Consider the following 16,630-nt stretch of genomic DNA (forward strand, 5'->3'; position numbering starts at 1 on the left):
GGCTGGCGCACCTTTCCTCGCCTGACAGAAAGCGGCTTCAAGCGGGACAGGTCCTGTCAGCGATTGCGCCGAACTCACGCCTGTACCAACTGCCCAGCTCTGTGAATGGCTTCATTTCGTGCAGCTGCCGCAGTTGCCGGGCTGCCCTCTGTTGGCGCGACGTCCAGCCACTCGACATCCGTGATGCCGACAAAGCCGAGCCAGCCATCAAAATACGGACGAAAGAAATCAAAAGCGGCGGCAGGGGTGCCGATTGCATAATCGCCCCCACAAGCACGCAGGACGATGGCTTTCTTTCCGGTAAGCAGTCCAAGAAACTGGCCATCTTCAGTCACTTCAAAGGCGATACCAGGTTGGGTAATCACGTCCATGAACTGCTTCAGCCGATAAGGAACCATGAAATTCCACATCGGTGAACTAAAGACAATGATATCAGCTGTCTGAACACGAGCGGCCAGTTCTGTGACAGCCTTCCATGCTGCGGCCTCAGAATTGCTCATCTTGCCGTCAGTCTGACTGTGATGCTTGGCAGAAATCGCATCAGCCCCGAATTCGGGCAGATTTCCGTGCCACAGGTCCAAAGTGTCAATTTCACCCCCAGGATTCTGGGTATGCCACTTTTCGATGAATGCCTTGGCAACCGCAATCGAGTGAGACCGCTGTTTGCGGGGAGAGGCTTCGACGTACAGAATCTTTGTCATGAATAAGTCCTTCGCTTCGCAGGTGTATTCTGGAAGAACTGTAAATTGTTCAGAAATGGGGCAGTATTCGAAAAATTTGGCCAGGAGGTGTACATGTTTGAACAGATGAATTGGGACGATTTGAGATTCCTCAGAGCGGTCGCTCAAACAGGCAGCCTGTCAGGAGCAGCCCGGTCTCTTGGTTTGAGCCATCCGACGGTCTTGCGTCGTATCCAGCGCATGAAACAGCTATGGGCTGTCGACTTGCTGGAAAAGACACCAAGCGGCTATGTACCGACCGAACACGGGAACGCTTTGATCCGTCTCGCAGACGATATCGCCAGTCGGGTTGCGGCAATCGACCGGCAGATATATGGGCAAGAGCCGCACCTCGAAGGCACAGTCCGCATAACAACCACCGATACGCTGCACTTTAGCTTTCTGGCGCCGATGTTCCTGCAGTTGCGCAGGGCTTTTCCACTCATTGATCTAGAGATTACGGTTTCAAACCAGATGTATAATCTGGGCAGCCGGGATGCTGACATTACCATTCGCCCCACAAACGCTCCACCAGAAACGCTCGTAGGCCGCAAAATGGGAAAAATCGGGTTTGCAGTGTACCTGCACCGGGATCTCGCAGTGGCGCAAGGCACAACGAAGCGTTTTGATGGTCTGGACTGGATTGGCATAGACAACAGCCTGTCCCACTTGCCGCAGGAAAACTGGATGCGCCGCCACAACTTCGACAAAACGGTGCACCTGAGGGTCAATTCAATCCAATCGGTTCTCCACTACATCCGGTTAGGGGGAGGACGCGGAATTTTAGCATGCTTCATGGGTGACAAAGTCGAGGATCTGGTACAGGTCAGCCCCAGGATCAAGGAGTTGGAAACCGACTTGTGGGTACTGGTTCACCCGGATGTAAGAAACGCAGTTCGTATTCGCGCGGTGCTCGATCAGATCTATGCATTCCTCTCTCGTCACCGCGTCACTCTGGAAGGTACAGACGGAGACCAGGCGCATAGATTACTGGGCACCGTTTGACCAACGTGCCCCTCAAGTTGGCCTCTGTATGGAGGGCGTTTTACAGCCTCCCTGTTTGGGAGGTGAATGACGCAGGGCAAATCTGTGGTTTTGGTTGGGTTTGATGTTTCGAATGACACCATTTCGGTTTCCTTGGTCGAAGATGCGCTGACCGAACGGAGCGGCAACGCCATAATTCGCGGCCTGCCCAAACGGCTGTCGTCGGCCACTTGGAAACAGATCGCGGTACTGGCGGCGAAACCGGAATCGCCGACAGTGCCGTGAGCGGTCCCGAGACCCGAAAACCGCGCAGATTCGGGCGACGGTTGCGCCACCATCGTTATCCTGCCTTGAACCCTTGCGCCCGCCCGTATAGGAAAATTCCTGCGCGCATAGGAGGGGCTTAGATGCAGGACGATCCGAAAACTCTTGTCTCCACCGGCTGGCTGGCCGCACATTTGAAAGACCCGGATTTGCGGATACTCGACGGGTCCTGGTACCTGCCGCAGCAGGGGCGCGACGCCAAGGCGGAATATGACGCCGCCCACATTCCCGGCGCGCGGTTCTTCGATATCGACGATATCGCCGATCACCGCTCTGATCTGCCGCACATGGTGCCGCCGGTCGAGAAATTCATGTCGCGCCTGCGGGCGATGGGCGTGGGCGACGGCCATCAGGTGGTGGTTTATGATGGTGCCGGCCTGATGTCGGCGGCGCGGGTCTGGTGGTTGTTCCGGCTGATGGGGCAGGACAACATCGCCGTGCTTGATGGCGGCTTGCCCAAGTGGCAGGCCGAGGGCCACGAGATCGAGGATCTGCCCCCCGTCATCCGTGACCGGCACATGACCGTCCGGGTGCAGAACCATCTGGTGCGCGATGTGACACAGGTCTCGGCCGCCGCCAAGCTGCGCGATCACGAAATCATCGACGCCCGCTCGGCAGGCCGCTTTTCCGGATCCGAGGCCGAGCCGCGCGAAGGGTTGCGGTCGGGCCACATTCCCGGCTCGCGCAATGTGCCGTTCGGCAACTTGCTGAACAAGGATGCCACGATGAAATCGCCCGATGACTGCCGCGCGGTGTTCGAAGCCGCCGGGGTGGACCTGTCGAAACCGGCGATCACCACCTGCGGCTCAGGTGTTACCGCCGCCATTCTCAGCCTCGCGCTCGAGCGCATGGGCAAGAAAGATCACTCGCTTTATGACGGCTCCTGGGCTGAATGGGGTGCCTTCCCGACCCTGCCCGTCGCAACCGGAGAGAACTGATGTTCGAAAATCTCAAGGCGCAGCCCGCCGACAAGATCCTCATGCTGATGCAGATGTATCGTGACGACCCGCGCGATGACAAAATTGATCTGGGCGTGGGCGTCTACAAGAATGCCGATGGTGTCACCCCCGTCATGCGTGCGGTCAAAGCAGCCGAACAGCGTATCTGGGAACAGCAGGAAACCAAGGCCTATACCGGGCTTGCGGGCGACCCGGCGTTTTCGGATGCAATGATCGGACTGGTTTTGGGCGGCGCGGTGCCGCGTGCCAACGTGGCGGCGGTGGCGACACCAGGCGGAACCGGGGCCTGCCGTCAGGCGTTCGAGATGGTCCGCATGGCCAACCCTTCGGCACGCGTGTTCGTGTCGAACCCCACTTGGCCGAACCACCTGTCGATCCTGAACTATCTGGGCATCGAAACGGTCCAGTACCGCTATTTCGACAACGATACCCGGGGCGTCGATTTCGACGGCATGATGGACGACCTGAAAACCGCCAGTGCGGGTGATGTGGTTCTGCTGCACGGTTGCTGCCACAACCCGACCGGCGCCAACCTGAACCTTGTGCAGTGGCAAGAGGTGGTGAACCTCATCAACGAGCGTGGCCTCATCGCCATGATCGACATCGCCTATCAGGGATTTGGCGACGGTTTGGAGGAAGACGGCAAGGCAACGCGTCTTGTGGCATCTTCGGTCAAGGAATGCCTGATCGCGGCGTCGTGCTCCAAGAATTTCGGCGTCTATCGCGAGCGTACCGGCCTGTTGATGGCGATCAGCGCCGATGCCGGTCAGACCGCGCTCAATCAGGGCACGCTGGCCTTCCTGAACCGCCAGAACTATTCCTTCCCGCCGGATCATGGCGCGCGGGTGGTATCCACAATCCTGCAGGACGACGCATTGCGCGCCGACTGGGCGGCCGAACTGGAAGAGGTGCGCCTGTCGATGCTGGACCTGCGTCGGCAACTGGCTGATGAATTGCAACGCCTGACCGGCTCTGACCGCTTCGGTTTCATCGCCCAGCACCGTGGCATGTTCTCGCGCCTCGGCGCCGCGCCCGAACTGGTCGAGAAGATGCGGGTCGAGCATGGCATCTACATGGTCGGTGACAGCCGTCTGAACATTGCCGGGCTGAACGCGACGACCGTGCCAATTCTGGCAAAAGCCATCGTTGACGTCGGGGTCTGACCCGGTCAGTCGCCGCGCCTCGGTCAATCGGGGCGCGGTGGTGTCTTTACAAACCGCATGCCGCCATCGGCAACCGCGAACGGTTCGCCTCCTGCCGTCAGGACCGCGCGGTCCTTCATCTCGCCAAAATCGAACATTGCGTTCAGGATGACATCCGTCCGGCCCTGATATTCCGCCGGGCGATAAATGCAGATCCCCATCCGGTCATCGAGCCGCCTGTAGGTATATCGCGCCTCGCCAACCAGCTTGCCGGCCGCCGTCACATAACAGGTCGTCTCTGTCTCATAACTGACCGTATGCGTGGACAGATCGGCAAAATCGCCGGTGCCCGAATGATGAACGCCAGTCCATTCGAGACTGGTGCCGACCAGTGTGTCCGGTGCTGTCGCCATCAGGCCCTCCGGTTCATCCGCGTTGACACCAAGCCTAGGCGATCAAAGCCCGCAACGCAAAACGCCCCGGTTGGGTCCGGGGCGTTTGTGCAAAAGCCTATCAGGTCAACCCTTGGAAAACTCCGGATAGGCCTCCATCCCCAGTTCCGCCATGTCGAGTCCGTTGATCTCTTCTTCTTCACCCACACGCAGGCCTACGGTCATCTTCAGGATCGTGAACAACGCATAGCTGACGACAAAGACAAACAGGCCGATGGCACCAAAGCCGATGATCTGTTTGGCAAAGGACGCATCGCCATTGGTCCAGGCCACAATGAAAGTGCCCCAGAAGCCTGCAATCAGGTGAACCGGAATTGCGCCCACCACGTCGTCTATCCTGGCCCGGTCCAGCATCGGAACGGCAAAGACCACAATCACACCGCCGACGCCGCCGATGATCAGCGACTGGAACAGCGTGGGCGCCAGTGGCTCGGCGGTGATCGACACCAGCCCGGCCAGCGCGCCGTTCAGGGTCATCGTCAGGTCGACCTTGCCGAACATAACCTGCGTCAGGATCAGCGTTGCAACCGCACCGGCAGCAGCGGCCATGTTGGTGTTGGCAAAGATCTGCGCCACCGCGTCGGCGTCCTCAAGCGTACCCATCGCCAATTGCGAACCGCCGTTGAAACCGAACCAGCCCAGCCACAGGATGAAGGTGCCCAACGTCGCCAGCGCCAGGTTCGAGCCGGGCATCGGCACCACCTTGCCATCCTTGTTGTACTTGCCGATGCGCGGCCCCAGCACCAGCGCGCCTGCCAAGGCGGCGAACCCGCCCGCCGCGTGAACCAGCGTCGAGCCGGCGAAATCGGAAAAACCCATTTGGCTCAGCCAGCCGCCGCCCCACTGCCACGAGGCCTCGATCGGATAGATGATACCAGTGAGCACCACGACAAACAGCAGGAATGGCCACAGCTTGACCCGCTCGGCCATCGTCCCGGACACGATCGAGGCGGTGGTGGCGCAGAACATCAGCTGAAAGAAGAAATCCGAGGCGTTGGAATACCCGCCCGCGTCGATGTCGGTCTTGATGTCCTTGGGGGCGATCGTGCCAAACACGCCCTCGATGATCCAGTTGCTGTCGCCCGGATACATGATGTTATAGCCGACCAGCCAGAACATGATCGCCGCCAGCGAAAACAGCGCGATGTTCTTGGTCAGCTGCATGGTCACGTTCTTTGACCGTACCAGCCCGGCTTCGAGCATGGCGAAACCCGCGGCCATCCAGAACACCAGAAACCCGCCGACCAGAAACAGCAGTGAATTCAGGATGAATTGCGTTTGCGCGGCGGCCTCGCCCGAGGCGGCCTCTTGCGCCAGTCCCGTTTGTGGCAATGCGGCGACGGCAACTGCCGGGATTAAAGTCTTGATCACGTTCATTTTGAAGTCCTCAAAGGGGGTTGCCGCGCTTACAGCGCGTCCGCGTCGATTTCGCCGGTGCGCACGCGCATCGCCTGTTCGACGTCCAGTACGAAAATCTTTCCGTCACCGATCTTGCCGGTCTTGGCGGTGGACGAGATCGTGGTTACGATCTGTTCAACCATTTCTGCCGGCACCACGATTTCCAGCTTGATCTTGGGCACGAAGTTCACGGCGTATTCCGCGCCCCGATAGATTTCGGTGTGTCCGGATTGTGAGCCAAAGCCTTTGATCTCGGTCACCATCATGCCGCGCACACCCACGCCGGTGAGGGCTTCGCGCACCTCTTCCAGCTTGAATGGCTTGATTGTCGCAATGATCAGTTTCACGTCTTTCCCCTTGATAGCGCCGGCCCACCCGGCATTTCGCACCTGCAGAAAAACTGCTGAATCGTCGGCGGGGAACGGAATTGGGGCGTGTGGCGGAACCAAAACCGCGAGATATCGCACAATTTTTGCACAAAACGACACTTGTGATGAAAAAAGCGGCGCAAAGATGAAGGAAATTTAAGGAAATTCGCACCTCTACATGGGCGGCTGGGCAGGGTATTGTCCGGCAAAAGCAAAGATCGGGCAGATTTGAGCATGACTGACTCCAAGCGCCGCAGGCCGACATTGGTGGCCGACAAGCGATACCCGTCCGGGGGTAAGAAAAAGGCGCCGTCGAAATCGACTGCAAAGAAGGCGGCGCCGAAAAAGGCCGCGGCCCGAAAGGCGTCGCGCAAGACCACGCGCCGGACGCCCAGGAAAACGCGCGGCGGCATCATCGGGCTGTTCCAGCGGCTGTTCCGTTGGATGTTCCGCCTGATCTGGGGGATTACCTGGCGTGTCGGAGCCATCGTGGCCCTGCTTGTCGCCCTCGCGGTTGGTCTTGTCTACACGACGTTGCCCGAGGCCGACACCGTGCTTGACGGCCGTGCGCGCGGGTCGGTCACCATGCTGGATCGTGACGGCAATGTTTATGCCTGGCGCGGCGATCAGTTCGGCGGGGTTGTCACCGCCAATACGGTTTCGCCGCACCTCAAGAACGCGGTTGTCGCTACCGAGGACAAGCGGTTCTACCGCCACATCGGCGTCAGCCCGCGTGGCGTGGCAAGTGCGGTGCGCATCAACCTCAGCGAAGGGCGAGGTCCGCTGTCGGGGCATGGCGGTTCGACGATCACCCAACAAACGGCCAAGCTGTTGTGTCTTGGCGTTCCGTATGTTCCCGCCGAGTGGGAGTCGGAGGCCGCCTATGAGGCCGACTGCCGCCAGGGGTCGCTGTGGCGAAAAATGAAAGAAGCCATCTATGCCATGGCAATGGAGGTCAAGTATACCAAGGATGAAATCCTGACCATCTACCTCAACCGGGCCTTCCTTGGTGCGGGTGCGCGCGGGTTCGAGGCGGCAAGCCAGCGCTATTTCGGCATATCCGCCGCCGAGGTCAGCCCCGCCGAAGCGGCGATGCTGGCCGGACTTCTGGTCGCGCCGACCCGCTATGCGCCGACCAACGATCTGGAACGGTCCCAGAACCGCGCCCGGCTGGTCATCAGCCTGATGGAGGATCAGGGCTATCTCTCCGGTACCGAGGCGGACTGGGCGCGCGACAACCCGGCGGAACTTTCCGATGCCGCCGAGGCGCGTGCAGGCGGGTATTTCGCCGATTGGGTCATGGCCAGCGGTCCCGAATATTTCACCCGCAACACGACCGAGGATGTGGTGATCAAGACCACGCTGGACCAGCGCATTCAAACCTCGGCCGAAGAGGCGCTCAAATTCGTCTTCCAGGAAAAGATCAAGGAAGGGTCCAAGGCACAGGCGGCGATTGTGGTCATGTCCTCGGACGGTGCTGTTCGGGCGATGGTCGGCGGACGCAAGACCAAGGTCTCGGGCGCCTTCAACCGCGCCACGCAGGCGCTGCGCCAGACCGGATCGTCCTTCAAGCCCTTCGTTTACGCCACGGCTCTGGAACTGGGCTATTCACCGCTCGATACCGTGATGGATGAACCCTATTGCATTGACATTCCCGGTTCGGGCCAATGGTGCCCCAAGAACTACACCAACAAGCATTACGGGCGGGTGACGCTGGCCGCTGCGCTCAAGGACTCGCTGAACGTCCCCGCCGTCAAGGTGGCCGAGGTCGCCGGGCTTGACAACGTCCGGCGCGTCGCCAGCGAGTTCGGCATCGAAAGCGATCTGGCCGCTGGCCCTGCGCTGGCTTTGGGTGCGTCGGAAAGCACCCTGATCGAAATGGTGGGGGCCTATGCGGGCATCTTGAACGGTGGTTCCTCGGTCGAACCTTACGGGCTGACCGAACTCAAGCTTATTGGCGACGACCAACCGATGATGGCCACCACCTCGGGTATCGGCGAGCGGGTCATCCGCGAGGATGCCGCGCGCCAGTTGATCTGGATGATGGAAAAGGTCGTTTCCGAAGGATCGGGCAAACGGGCGGCGCTGCCCGGCTGGCAGGTGGCGGGCAAGACGGGCACAACACAGGCCGCCCGCGATGCCTGGTTCATCGGCTTCACCGCGGATTACGTGACCGGCGTCTGGATGGGCTATGACGACAACACGCCCCTGTCCGGCACCACTGGCGGCGGCCTGCCTGCCGAGATCTGGCACGAAACCATGGTGCGCGTGACCGAAGGCATGACACCGTCCCCGCTGCCGATGATGGTCCCCAAGCAACCCACCCGCACCGAACAGCCCAAGCAGCAGAAGCGGCGGAACAACACGATCGGAAACGCGGTTGACAATTTCTTCAAGGATCTGTTCGGCAGAAACTGAGCGGCGCAAACCGCGCTTGATTGACAGTGCGGCCAAAGGCAAGCTCGTCTGGCCGAAACGACCCAGAGGAGGGCCAAGTCATGCGCCGCAACGAGTTGACGGAACGCTTTCGTGCCCTGCATGTGCCGGGCCAGCCATTGGTGATGCCGAACCCCTGGGATCTGGGTTCTGCCAAGGTGATGGCGCGGCTGGGGGCGCAAGCTCTGGCCACGACATCTTCGGGGTATGGGTTCACACTGGGCCTGACCGATGGGGGGCAGATGACACGCGACATGGCCCTGCAACACGCCGCCGCCGTCTGTGCAGCCGTCGATGTGCCGGTGAATGGCGATTTCGAGAATGGATTCGGCGATACTCCGGAAACCGTGGCCGAAACCGTGCGGCTGGCCGCCGAGGCTGGGCTGGCCGGTGTCTCGATCGAGGATACCGCGCTGCCGGGGTCCGGCTCTTATCCGTTCGACCTGGCGTTGGCCCGGATCGAGGCGGCAGTTGCAGCAGCACGAGAGGTTGGCATCGTGCTGACCGCCCGTGCCGATGGCTGGCTTTGCAAAAGCTATGATCAGGCCGAGGCCCTGCGCCGCTGTCAGGCTTTCGCCCGCGCGGGCGCCGATGTGATCTATGCACCGCTGGTCGATGCCGACACCACCCGCGCTATGGCCGCCACCGGAACGCCGGTTAACCTGTTGGCCGCGGGCACGATGCGTGATCTGACGCTCGACCAGATGGGCACGTTGGGCGCGGCCCGCATCTCCATCGGCGGTGGATTGGCGCGGGTCACGCAGCAGGTGCTCCTCGACGGCACCCGCGCCATGCTGGAACAGGGCGACTTCACCATCCTCAACGGCGCTGCGAACACGGCCGAGGTCGATGCACTGCTGAACGGCTGAGCTGCATCCAGAGAAAACTCCGCATACCATCAGGCGCGCCGGGTCTCGGGCTTTTCGGATTGGAATGGACCGTGTTGCACGAATAGTGGTTGGGCCGCATTTGCGCCTTTCCCCTGTTCGTTATGCGACACGTTCACAGGTCGCGCGACCGAGATGGGTCATGCGGTTGAAAGCTTTGACAGCGATCCGGGTTTCGGTTGTCCGAGTCTCCATTTTGCGACTGCGCAGGTTGGGGCCGAGGAACTGACCTATGGCCTTCCGGTTGATGATCACCACCGCCATTTCGGCGGCGGCCAAACCCAGGTGGCCATCGACCTGCCACCGGGAGACCACACCCTGCAACTGGTGCTTGGCGACCACTCTCACGTCCCCCACGCAACCCCGATCATGTCCGAGGTCATCACCATCACGGTCGAATAACCGGTAGAATCGCCAGCTTCCCCTGGCGCAGGGAATGCCCGGTTCCAAACAACGCATCCGGGCTTTGCCCTGACCTCTCCGGCACATGGATGAGTGAGGTTCCGGTGTGCGGGACAGAGCCTACGCCAGAGGTGTGGCGGGTTACGCCTCCATTTTCGACAGTTGGCTGATCGGTAGATACTACTATTCCCATATAGCCAAGTTTACGCTCTTTAGCTGCGTACAAGAGCAAACAAGTCGGGATTGCTCTCCTGTAATGGGACTTGATCTCGATCAGGGCTGGAAAATCGTGGTCGTGTATTTCTTTGGCGAACCCAGCCAGACGATCCGTAAGTATCTGCGTTCGCTGGCAACCCATGGGTTAATTGATCAAGTTGGGAGAATGACTTTGTCGAAGTTTAGTTGTGGATTTGCCAGCGTACTCTTTGGTGCCGCATTTTTGACAGGCCTCCAGACGTTTGCCGCTGTCGCCGAAACATCAAGCAAGGGGGCCGCTTTGGTTCCCGAAATCAACCGGATTGTCGAAGCAGATACCACGCGCTTGCAGGACATCTTCAAGGACATACACCAACATGCCGAGCTTGGTTTCATGGAAGTCCGGACCGCTGGGATCGTCGCCGCCGAACTGGAGGCGCTCGGTTACGAGGTGAAGACCGGCATCGGCGTCACCGGCGTCGTGGGGATCATGGAAAACGGCGACGGCCCCACCTTCATGTTTCGGGCCGACATGGATGCCAATGCCGTCCGCGAAGAGACGGGCCTGCCCTACGCCAGCACGCAACGCGTCACCAATCTCGACGGCGTCGAGACCTACGTCGCCCACATGTGCGGCCATGATGCTCACACGACCTGGCTGATTGGGTTGGCCAAGACCATGGCCGAGTTGAAGAACGAATGGTCCGGGACACTGGTTCTTGTCGGGCAGCCGGCGGAGGAGCCCGTGGAGGGTGCCAAGGCCATGCGGGATGACGGGTTTTACGAGACCCATGGCGTGCCTGAGCCAGATTACTTTCTAGCTCTTCACACCGGGCCGTTTCCGCTTGGCACCATCGCCTTGACTAAGGGCCGGATCAGCACGGGAACAGATCATATCGACGTCACCTTCCGGGGATCCGGTGGCCATGGATCGTCACCGCATCATGCCACCGATCCGGTCATCATGGCCGCAATGTCCATTCTTCAGTACCAGACAATCATTTCGCGCATGACCGATCCGACCGAAACGGCTGTGCTAACGGTCGGCAGTGTGCAAGCCGGTATCGACAACAACGTCATCCCGACGGAGGCCGAGTTGAAGCTCAAGCTGCATTACTCGACACCAGAGCTGCGCGAGGTAATGGTGTCCGGCATCGAGCGGATCGCCAACAACAACGCCCGGACGTACGGCATTACGGACGAGAACATGATGCCGACCATCGTGGAAAAGGGATATGCACCGATCATCTTCAATGACGGGGAGTGGATGGATCGCATCGGGGAGGTCCTGTCCGAAGCGAAGGCCGTGGACGCGATGATCAGCAACCAGCCGGTGATCGAGGGAAATGCAGTTGCTGGCGTCCAAGTTCCGGGTTCGGACGATGCGTTTCTTCTGATCGAGGGTATCGAGGGTGCAAGCGGCGCTTACATCTTTGTCGGCACGGCCAATCCGGAGGTCTACGCCAAGGCCCGTGCAGAGGGCTTGGAGTTCCCGTTTGCTCCTCACGAGCCCAATTATGTGGTCGATCTCGACGCGATCCCTTGGGGCACCCGGCTCGCCACGGTATTGGCGCTGGATGTCCTAGGCAAATAAGTATTCTGAGCGAGATTTTTGGTGACCTATGGTGCGGTGGGCCCTTCGCAATCAGAGAGGCGGCTTTAGACCTATTTTCGGCTCATGAGGGCAAGGCACCGAACTGGTGCTCTGGGCTCAAAGCAGGCCTTCTTCCTTCAACAGCTCGACCATATTCGCCTCTGGTCTCGGCCCGATATGGCTGATGACCTCGCGGGCGCAGACGTTGCCGATCCTGGCGCAGGTCTCGAAATCGCGCCCCGTGGCCATGCCGTACAGGAAACCCGCTGCAAACTGGTCACCGGCGCCGGTTGCGTCTACTGGAACAATCTTGTCGACCGGCACGTCGATGCGCTGGGTGCCGTCCATTACCGTCACACCGTCGCCCGAACGGGTGCACACCACCAGGGGGCAGATGCCCGAGGTCAGCATCAGCGCGTCGTCCAGATGGTCGCTTTCGAACAGCGACTGGATTTCGGCCTCGTTGCCGATCACGAAATCCAGGTCATGCTGGATCAGCGACAGGAAATCGGCGCGGTGACGGTCGACGCAGAACGGATCGGAAATCGCAATTCCCGCCTTGCCGCCCGCCGCGCGGGTGGCCCGCGCCGCCTCGCGAAAGGCCGATTTTCCGGCATCGTGGTCAAACAGGTAACCTTCAAGGAACATCAGCTTGGCGTTGCCCGTCACCTGCTCCGGAACATCGGTCGAGCTTAACGTGGTCGAGATGCCCAGATAGGTGTTCATCGACCGCTCGCCGTCGGGTGAAACAAAGATCATCGACCGCGAGGTCGCCAGATCGCCCGCCACCGGCGGATTGACGAAATCGACGCCGTCCTCATTCATGGCGTCGGCATAGAAATGACCCAGCGCATCGTCGCGCACGCGCCCGATGAAGGCCGCGTCAAGCCCCAGCGCGCCGGCGCCGGCGATGGTGTTTGCCACCGATCCGCCGGGCGTCTGCACCCGGTTTTCCATCGCCGCATACAGCACCTCGCCCCGGTCCTGCTCGATCAGTTGCATGATGCCCTTCTCGATCCCCATCAGGTCGAGAAAGACGTCATCGGATTGCGAGATGACATCGACAACTGCATTGCCGATACCGACGATATCGTAGGTCTTCATAGGGTCTTGTCCTCGAATTGGCACAGGTCGCGGATGATGCAGGTGCCGCACATCGGCTTGCGCGCCTTGCAGTGATAGCGGCCATGCAGGATCAGCCAGTGATGTGCGTGTTGCTGAAAGTCGACGGGGATGTTGTCCTCGATGGCGCGCTCGACCGCATCCACATCCTTGCCGGGGCAGATGCCGCTGCGGTTGCCGACCCGGAAGATGTGGGTATCGACCGCCTGCGCCGGATAGTGCCACCACATGTTCAGCACCACATTGGCGGTCTTGCGCCCCACACCCGGCAGCGATTGGAGCGCCGCACGCGAATTGGGCACCTCGCCGCCATACTCCTCGACCAGAATACGGCTGAGCTTGATCACGTTCTTGGCTTTCTGGCGGAACAGGCCGATGGTCTTGATATGCTCGGTCAGACCCTCTTCGCCCAGATCCAGCATCTTTTGCGGTGTGTCCGCGATCCGGAACAGCGCGCGGGTGGCCTTGTTGACACCTGCATCGGTGGCCTGCGCACTCAGCGCCACGGCGACGACAAGAGTATAGGCGTTCACATGCTCCAGCTCGCCCTTGGGTTCGGGGTCGGCTGCATGGAAGCGGGTAAAGATCTCGTGGATCGTGTGATAATCGAGTTGCTTTGCCATCCCGCCCGGTATGCCGTCCGCGCTTCGGTCGCACAAGTGCAAAGAGGCACCGGTTCAGCGGTTTGTACAATTCGGACAACTACCCTCTGGGAACAGGTACATTTCGCACGATTCGGGTCGCTGCCTGTGGGAATGCGGGATAGGTTAAGAAAAAGAAATGAGGTGCGCGATGAATGTCCAGACCACCGAATCCGGCTATCACTACAACGTCATGCGGCGGGCAATCGATCTGATTGATCAGGGCGGAGAAACCCTTTCACTTGACGAACTTGCAAGTCAGATGAACATGAGCCCCGCACATTTCCAACGCCTGTTCTCGCGCTGGACCGGGGTATCGCCAAAGCGATATCAGCAGTACCTGACACTTGGTCACGCCAAGGCTTTGCTGCACGAACGGTTCACCACCCTGGAAACCGCGCACAATGTGGGCCTTTCGGGCAGCGGGCGGTTACATGATCTTTTCCTCCGGTGGGAGTCCATGAGCCCCGGCGAGTACGCGCGAAAAGGCGAGGGGCTCTGCATCTATTGGGGGTGGTTCGAAAGCCCCTTTGGCCCCGCATTGGTGATGGGAACAAGCAAGGGAATCTGCGGTATAGGCTTTGCGGCCGAGACGGGTGAAGAGGCGGCGATGGACGATCTGGTTTCTCGCTGGCCAAAGGCCGAATTCGTCGAGGAACCCACGCGCTTGCGAGCATGGGTACAAAGCGCCTTTGGCGCAGAACGCGAAGGGGCGGAACCGACACCGCTCTATCTGATCGGTGCGCCTTTGCAGATCAAGGTTTGGGAAGCTTTGCTGCAAATTCCGACCGGGCATGTCTCCACCTATTCCGAAATCGCCGGTTCCATTGGCGTGCCACAAGCCGTCCGTGCAGTTGGTACCGCCGTGGGACGAAACCCGATCAGTTGGTTGATCCCATGTCACCGGGCCTTGCGAAAATCCGGCGGATTGGGCGGATATCATTGGGGGCTGCCGGTGAAACGGGCAATGCTGGCCTATGAAGGCGCGCGCGCTGACGCATGAACATGTCCAACGTCAATCGCGTTTTCCAAGATTATGGAATCCGCGACTGATACCGAAAATTCGGTGATCGGAGGAATGTTGCCGAAAAGACTCTCAATATTATTAAAGAGTTGCGAAAAAGATGAATGTGGATGTTACTTTTCTTGTTGAGGTAACCCCAAAGGGTCAACGAGGAGAAATACACATGCCAAACAAGCCAGATTTGCCGAACAACGTGGATTTTGATCCATTCGAATTCGCCACCGAGGCCCATCCGGGATGCAGCTGGGGCGAGTTGACGAGTGACGCCATCGAGGATGGTTTTGACCAGGGGGCGCACGCATCGGACCCCAGCGGTGACGGTGTCGGGCCAGAAGAGCGCGTTGGTCTGGCCAATGTGATCGAACAGGGCAACCTGCACGCGACCTGTGAGTTTATCGACGGATTGAACGACATAGCCTGACTTCTTCGGATAGGTACGGTTACTAGACAAAAAACACCCACGTTCGTTGAGCTGTGGGGGTGAACGTGCAGTTTCCATTGGTTGGGCGAGGAACCGCCGATCTCGCCCGATTGTTGCTTGAGCTTGCGATTGCAGGCCGTGATATACTGCGGCAAACAACGCAATCCCGAAGTTGGGGTCTTGAGCAGAAGGTGATTCCATGACGATTTCCAGATTTGTCCTTGCGACCGCGCTGAGTTCTGCGGTGGTCCTGAGCGCATGTACCGATCCGCTTACCCGCAGCACGCAGACTGATCCGAACCAGAACACAAAACAGGGCGCTCTGATTGGTGGCCTGTTGGGCGCCGGGATCGGGGCGATTGCCAACGACTCCGATCCGGGCCTTGGTGCATTGGCCGGTGCTGCCATCGGTGCCGCTGCCGGTGGGGCGGTCGGCAACGAGTTGGACAGGCAAGCCGCCGAACTGCGTCAGCAGCTTGCAAATGACGGGATCACGATCACGAATGCGGGTGACCGCCTGATCGTCTCGGTTCCCAACGACATCACCTTTGACACCGACAGCGCCACCGTGCGGCCGGCCTTGCGGTCGGACTTGCAGAAAGTCGCGCAGAACCTTGTGCGTTACCCCAAGTCGAACGTGCAGGTCATCGGCCATACCGACAGCGATGGCGATGCGGCCTATAACCAGGGACTTTCCGTGCGCCGGGCGAATTCCGTTGCCGATATCCTGCAGGCCGGCGGTGTGAGCTATAACCGGATCACCCCCATAGGGCAGGGCGAAAACAACCCGATTGCGTCGAACCTCACTCCGCAAGGCAAGGCGCAGAACCGCCGCGTTGAGATCGTGATCGTGCCGACGCGCGCTGGGTGAAGTCCGGAAAAAAGTATCTGAAATGGGGGGCTGCCAATGGCGGCCCTTCTTGCTTGCGCACATTGACTGCGCGTCAGGTGGGGTTTGGTTGATCGCCGTCAGTGGCTAGGTAATGCAAAACCAACGAAAGGGCTTTCGATCATGTCAAGACTTACCCTGCTTGGCCTCTCTGGCTCGTTGCGGAAAGAGGCTACGAACCGCAAGCTCATGCGCGAGGCAGCAAGGCTGTTCGGGCCGTGTACATTCGTCGAGGCGGATCTGAACCTGCCACTCTACAACGGTGATGACGAAAAGGCGGACGGCATTCCCGATACGGTCCAAAAGCTGGCCGATCAGATCGTGCAGGCCGATGCGGTGGTGATCTCGACGCCAGAGTATAACAAAGGCCCCTCTGGTGCTCTCAAGAACGCCTTGGACTGGGTCAGCCGGACTGACGGCAAGCCCTGGGCCGACAAGCCGGTTGCGGTGATGTCGGCGGCGGCTGGTCGGGCCGGAGGCGAACGCGCCCAGATGATCCTGCGCGCCTTCATGGTGCCGTTTCAGACCCGAATGCTGCAAGGACCTGAGGTGCATCTTGCGAACAGTTCCGCCGAGTTCGACGAAGCAGGACGCCTCTCCAGCGAACACTATACAAGGACTTTGCAGATACTGATGCAGAAACTGCGGGTCGAAGCTGGCCATTGACTTGCCC

17 protein-coding genes and 1 pseudogene are annotated in these 16,630 nt (G+C 59.8%); 12 read left to right on the forward strand and 6 right to left on the reverse strand.

From position 1 onward, the window contains the following. Positions 1-74 precede the first annotated feature (74 nt). Positions 75-848: an FMN-dependent NADH-azoreductase gene (locus ACR0LZ_RS04550; RefSeq protein ID WP_480748586.1), complete on the reverse strand. Its 774-nt coding sequence runs from the start codon at positions 846-848 to the stop codon at positions 75-77. Here ACR0LZ_RS04550 and ACR0LZ_RS04555 point away from each other — a divergent pair. From ACR0LZ_RS04555 to ACR0LZ_RS04570, 4 genes are all read left to right on the forward strand, one after another. Further along, positions 795-1,724 (forward strand): LysR family transcriptional regulator, encoded by a 930-nt coding sequence (locus tag ACR0LZ_RS04555; RefSeq protein ID WP_480748587.1) that lies wholly within the window; start codon positions 795-797, stop codon positions 1,722-1,724. The genes ACR0LZ_RS04550 and ACR0LZ_RS04555 overlap by 54 nt on opposite strands. Before the next feature lie 66 nt (positions 1,725-1,790). Beyond that, positions 1,791-1,988: a hypothetical protein gene (locus ACR0LZ_RS04560; RefSeq protein WP_480748588.1), complete on the forward strand. Its 198-nt coding sequence runs from the start codon at positions 1,791-1,793 to the stop codon at positions 1,986-1,988. Between the two features lie 122 nt (positions 1,989-2,110). Continuing rightward, the gene (gene sseA, locus ACR0LZ_RS04565; protein WP_480748589.1) at positions 2,111-2,965 is read left to right on the forward strand and encodes a 3-mercaptopyruvate sulfurtransferase; all 855 of its coding nucleotides are present in this window, start codon (positions 2,111-2,113) and stop codon (positions 2,963-2,965) included. Then, complete coding sequence (locus ACR0LZ_RS04570; RefSeq protein ID WP_480748590.1) at positions 2,965-4,149, forward strand: amino acid aminotransferase; 1,185 nt, start codon at positions 2,965-2,967, stop codon at positions 4,147-4,149. Before sseA ends, ACR0LZ_RS04570 begins: the two co-directional genes overlap by 1 nt. A 23-nt stretch (positions 4,150-4,172) precedes the next feature. Here ACR0LZ_RS04570 and ACR0LZ_RS04575 read toward each other — a convergent pair whose 3' ends face one another. The 3 genes from ACR0LZ_RS04575 to ACR0LZ_RS04585 all read right to left on the reverse strand — a co-directional run bounded on the left by ACR0LZ_RS04575 (position 4,173) and on the right by ACR0LZ_RS04585 (position 6,325). Continuing rightward, positions 4,173-4,541 (reverse strand): hypothetical protein, encoded by a 369-nt coding sequence (locus tag ACR0LZ_RS04575; RefSeq protein ID WP_480748591.1) that lies wholly within the window; start codon positions 4,539-4,541, stop codon positions 4,173-4,175. Between the two features lie 105 nt (positions 4,542-4,646). Next, positions 4,647-5,957 (reverse strand): ammonium transporter, encoded by a 1,311-nt coding sequence (gene amt / locus ACR0LZ_RS04580; RefSeq protein WP_480748592.1) that lies wholly within the window; start codon positions 5,955-5,957, stop codon positions 4,647-4,649. Between the two features lie 29 nt (positions 5,958-5,986). Next, the gene (locus ACR0LZ_RS04585) at positions 5,987-6,325 is read right to left on the reverse strand and encodes a P-II family nitrogen regulator (RefSeq protein ID WP_480748593.1); all 339 of its coding nucleotides are present in this window, start codon (positions 6,323-6,325) and stop codon (positions 5,987-5,989) included. Positions 6,326-6,580: 255 nt separating this feature from the next. On the opposite strand from ACR0LZ_RS04585, the gene ACR0LZ_RS04590 reads away from it, so the two are divergent. The 4 genes and pseudogenes from ACR0LZ_RS04590 to ACR0LZ_RS04605 all read left to right on the forward strand — a co-directional run bounded on the left by ACR0LZ_RS04590 (position 6,581) and on the right by ACR0LZ_RS04605 (position 11,860). Further along, positions 6,581-8,764: a transglycosylase domain-containing protein gene (locus ACR0LZ_RS04590; RefSeq protein ID WP_480748594.1), complete on the forward strand. Its 2,184-nt coding sequence runs from the start codon at positions 6,581-6,583 to the stop codon at positions 8,762-8,764. Positions 8,765-8,844: 80 nt separating this feature from the next. After that, positions 8,845-9,651 carry an isocitrate lyase/PEP mutase family protein gene (locus ACR0LZ_RS04595; RefSeq protein WP_480748595.1) on the forward strand — a complete coding sequence of 269 codons (807 nt, stop codon included), beginning with the start codon at positions 8,845-8,847 and terminating at the stop codon, positions 9,649-9,651. Positions 9,652-9,882: 231 nt separating this feature from the next. Beyond that, positions 9,883-10,071 (forward strand): annotated as a pseudogene (locus tag ACR0LZ_RS04600) (DUF4399 domain-containing protein); the annotation flags it as partial. 256 nt (positions 10,072-10,327) lie between these two features. Further along, positions 10,328-11,860, forward strand: coding sequence for an amidohydrolase (locus ACR0LZ_RS04605; protein ID WP_480748596.1), 1,533 nt, complete (start codon positions 10,328-10,330; stop codon positions 11,858-11,860). Between the two features lie 117 nt (positions 11,861-11,977). On the opposite strand, the gene ACR0LZ_RS04610 is transcribed toward ACR0LZ_RS04605, so the two are convergent. Continuing rightward, a complete protein-coding gene (locus ACR0LZ_RS04610) occupies positions 11,978-12,964 on the reverse strand; it encodes an adenosine kinase (protein WP_480748597.1) in 987 nt (328 codons plus the stop codon). Further along, the gene (gene nth, locus ACR0LZ_RS04615; RefSeq protein WP_480748598.1) at positions 12,961-13,605 is read right to left on the reverse strand and encodes an endonuclease III; all 645 of its coding nucleotides are present in this window, start codon (positions 13,603-13,605) and stop codon (positions 12,961-12,963) included. The genes ACR0LZ_RS04610 and nth overlap by 4 nt, the downstream gene beginning before the upstream one ends. Before the next feature lie 169 nt (positions 13,606-13,774). Between nth and ACR0LZ_RS04620 the strand changes: the two genes are divergently transcribed. From ACR0LZ_RS04620 to ACR0LZ_RS04635, 4 genes are all read left to right on the forward strand, one after another. Beyond that, on the forward strand, positions 13,775-14,626 hold the full coding sequence (locus ACR0LZ_RS04620; protein ID WP_480748599.1) for a bifunctional helix-turn-helix domain-containing protein/methylated-DNA--[protein]-cysteine S-methyltransferase: 852 nt from the start codon (positions 13,775-13,777) through the stop codon (positions 14,624-14,626). 184 nt (positions 14,627-14,810) lie between these two features. Next, on the forward strand, positions 14,811-15,068 hold the full coding sequence (locus tag ACR0LZ_RS04625; protein WP_480748600.1) for a hypothetical protein: 258 nt from the start codon (positions 14,811-14,813) through the stop codon (positions 15,066-15,068). Between the two features lie 199 nt (positions 15,069-15,267). Then, positions 15,268-15,939: a YiaD family glycine zipper/OmpA-like lipoprotein gene (locus ACR0LZ_RS04630; protein ID WP_480748601.1), complete on the forward strand. Its 672-nt coding sequence runs from the start codon at positions 15,268-15,270 to the stop codon at positions 15,937-15,939. 141 nt (positions 15,940-16,080) lie between these two features. Beyond that, entirely contained in the window at positions 16,081-16,623 is a 543-nt protein-coding gene (locus ACR0LZ_RS04635; RefSeq protein ID WP_480748602.1) for an NADPH-dependent FMN reductase, read from the forward strand. The last annotated feature ends 7 nt before the right edge of the window (positions 16,624-16,630 follow it).

Source organism: Ruegeria sp. CI1, from assembly GCF_056536925.1.

Excerpts from the sequence above, each read along its gene's own strand:
- ACR0LZ_RS04555 (WP_480748587.1), top strand. The coding sequence starts at position 795 with ATGTTTGAACAGATGAATTGGGACGATTTGAGATTCCTCAGAGCGGTC.
- ACR0LZ_RS04560 (WP_480748588.1), top strand. The coding sequence starts at position 1,791 with ATGACGCAGGGCAAATCTGTGGTTTTGGTTGGGTTTGATGTTTCGAAT.
- sseA (WP_480748589.1), top strand. The coding sequence starts at position 2,111 with ATGCAGGACGATCCGAAAACTCTTGTCTCCACCGGCTGGCTGGCCGCA.
- ACR0LZ_RS04570 (WP_480748590.1), top strand. The coding sequence starts at position 2,965 with ATGTTCGAAAATCTCAAGGCGCAGCCCGCCGACAAGATCCTCATGCTG.
- ACR0LZ_RS04575 (WP_480748591.1), bottom strand. The coding sequence starts at position 4,541 with ATGGCGACAGCACCGGACACACTGGTCGGCACCAGTCTCGAATGGACT.
- amt (WP_480748592.1), bottom strand. The coding sequence starts at position 5,957 with ATGAACGTGATCAAGACTTTAATCCCGGCAGTTGCCGTCGCCGCATTG.
- ACR0LZ_RS04590 (WP_480748594.1), top strand. The coding sequence starts at position 6,581 with ATGACTGACTCCAAGCGCCGCAGGCCGACATTGGTGGCCGACAAGCGA.
- ACR0LZ_RS04595 (WP_480748595.1), top strand. The coding sequence starts at position 8,845 with ATGCGCCGCAACGAGTTGACGGAACGCTTTCGTGCCCTGCATGTGCCG.
- ACR0LZ_RS04605 (WP_480748596.1), top strand. The coding sequence starts at position 10,328 with ATGGGACTTGATCTCGATCAGGGCTGGAAAATCGTGGTCGTGTATTTC.
- ACR0LZ_RS04610 (WP_480748597.1), bottom strand. The coding sequence starts at position 12,964 with ATGAAGACCTACGATATCGTCGGTATCGGCAATGCAGTTGTCGATGTC.
- nth (WP_480748598.1), bottom strand. The coding sequence starts at position 13,605 with ATGGCAAAGCAACTCGATTATCACACGATCCACGAGATCTTTACCCGC.
- ACR0LZ_RS04620 (WP_480748599.1), top strand. The coding sequence starts at position 13,775 with ATGAATGTCCAGACCACCGAATCCGGCTATCACTACAACGTCATGCGG.
- ACR0LZ_RS04625 (WP_480748600.1), top strand. The coding sequence starts at position 14,811 with ATGCCAAACAAGCCAGATTTGCCGAACAACGTGGATTTTGATCCATTC.
- ACR0LZ_RS04630 (WP_480748601.1), top strand. The coding sequence starts at position 15,268 with ATGACGATTTCCAGATTTGTCCTTGCGACCGCGCTGAGTTCTGCGGTG.
- ACR0LZ_RS04635 (WP_480748602.1), top strand. The coding sequence starts at position 16,081 with ATGTCAAGACTTACCCTGCTTGGCCTCTCTGGCTCGTTGCGGAAAGAG.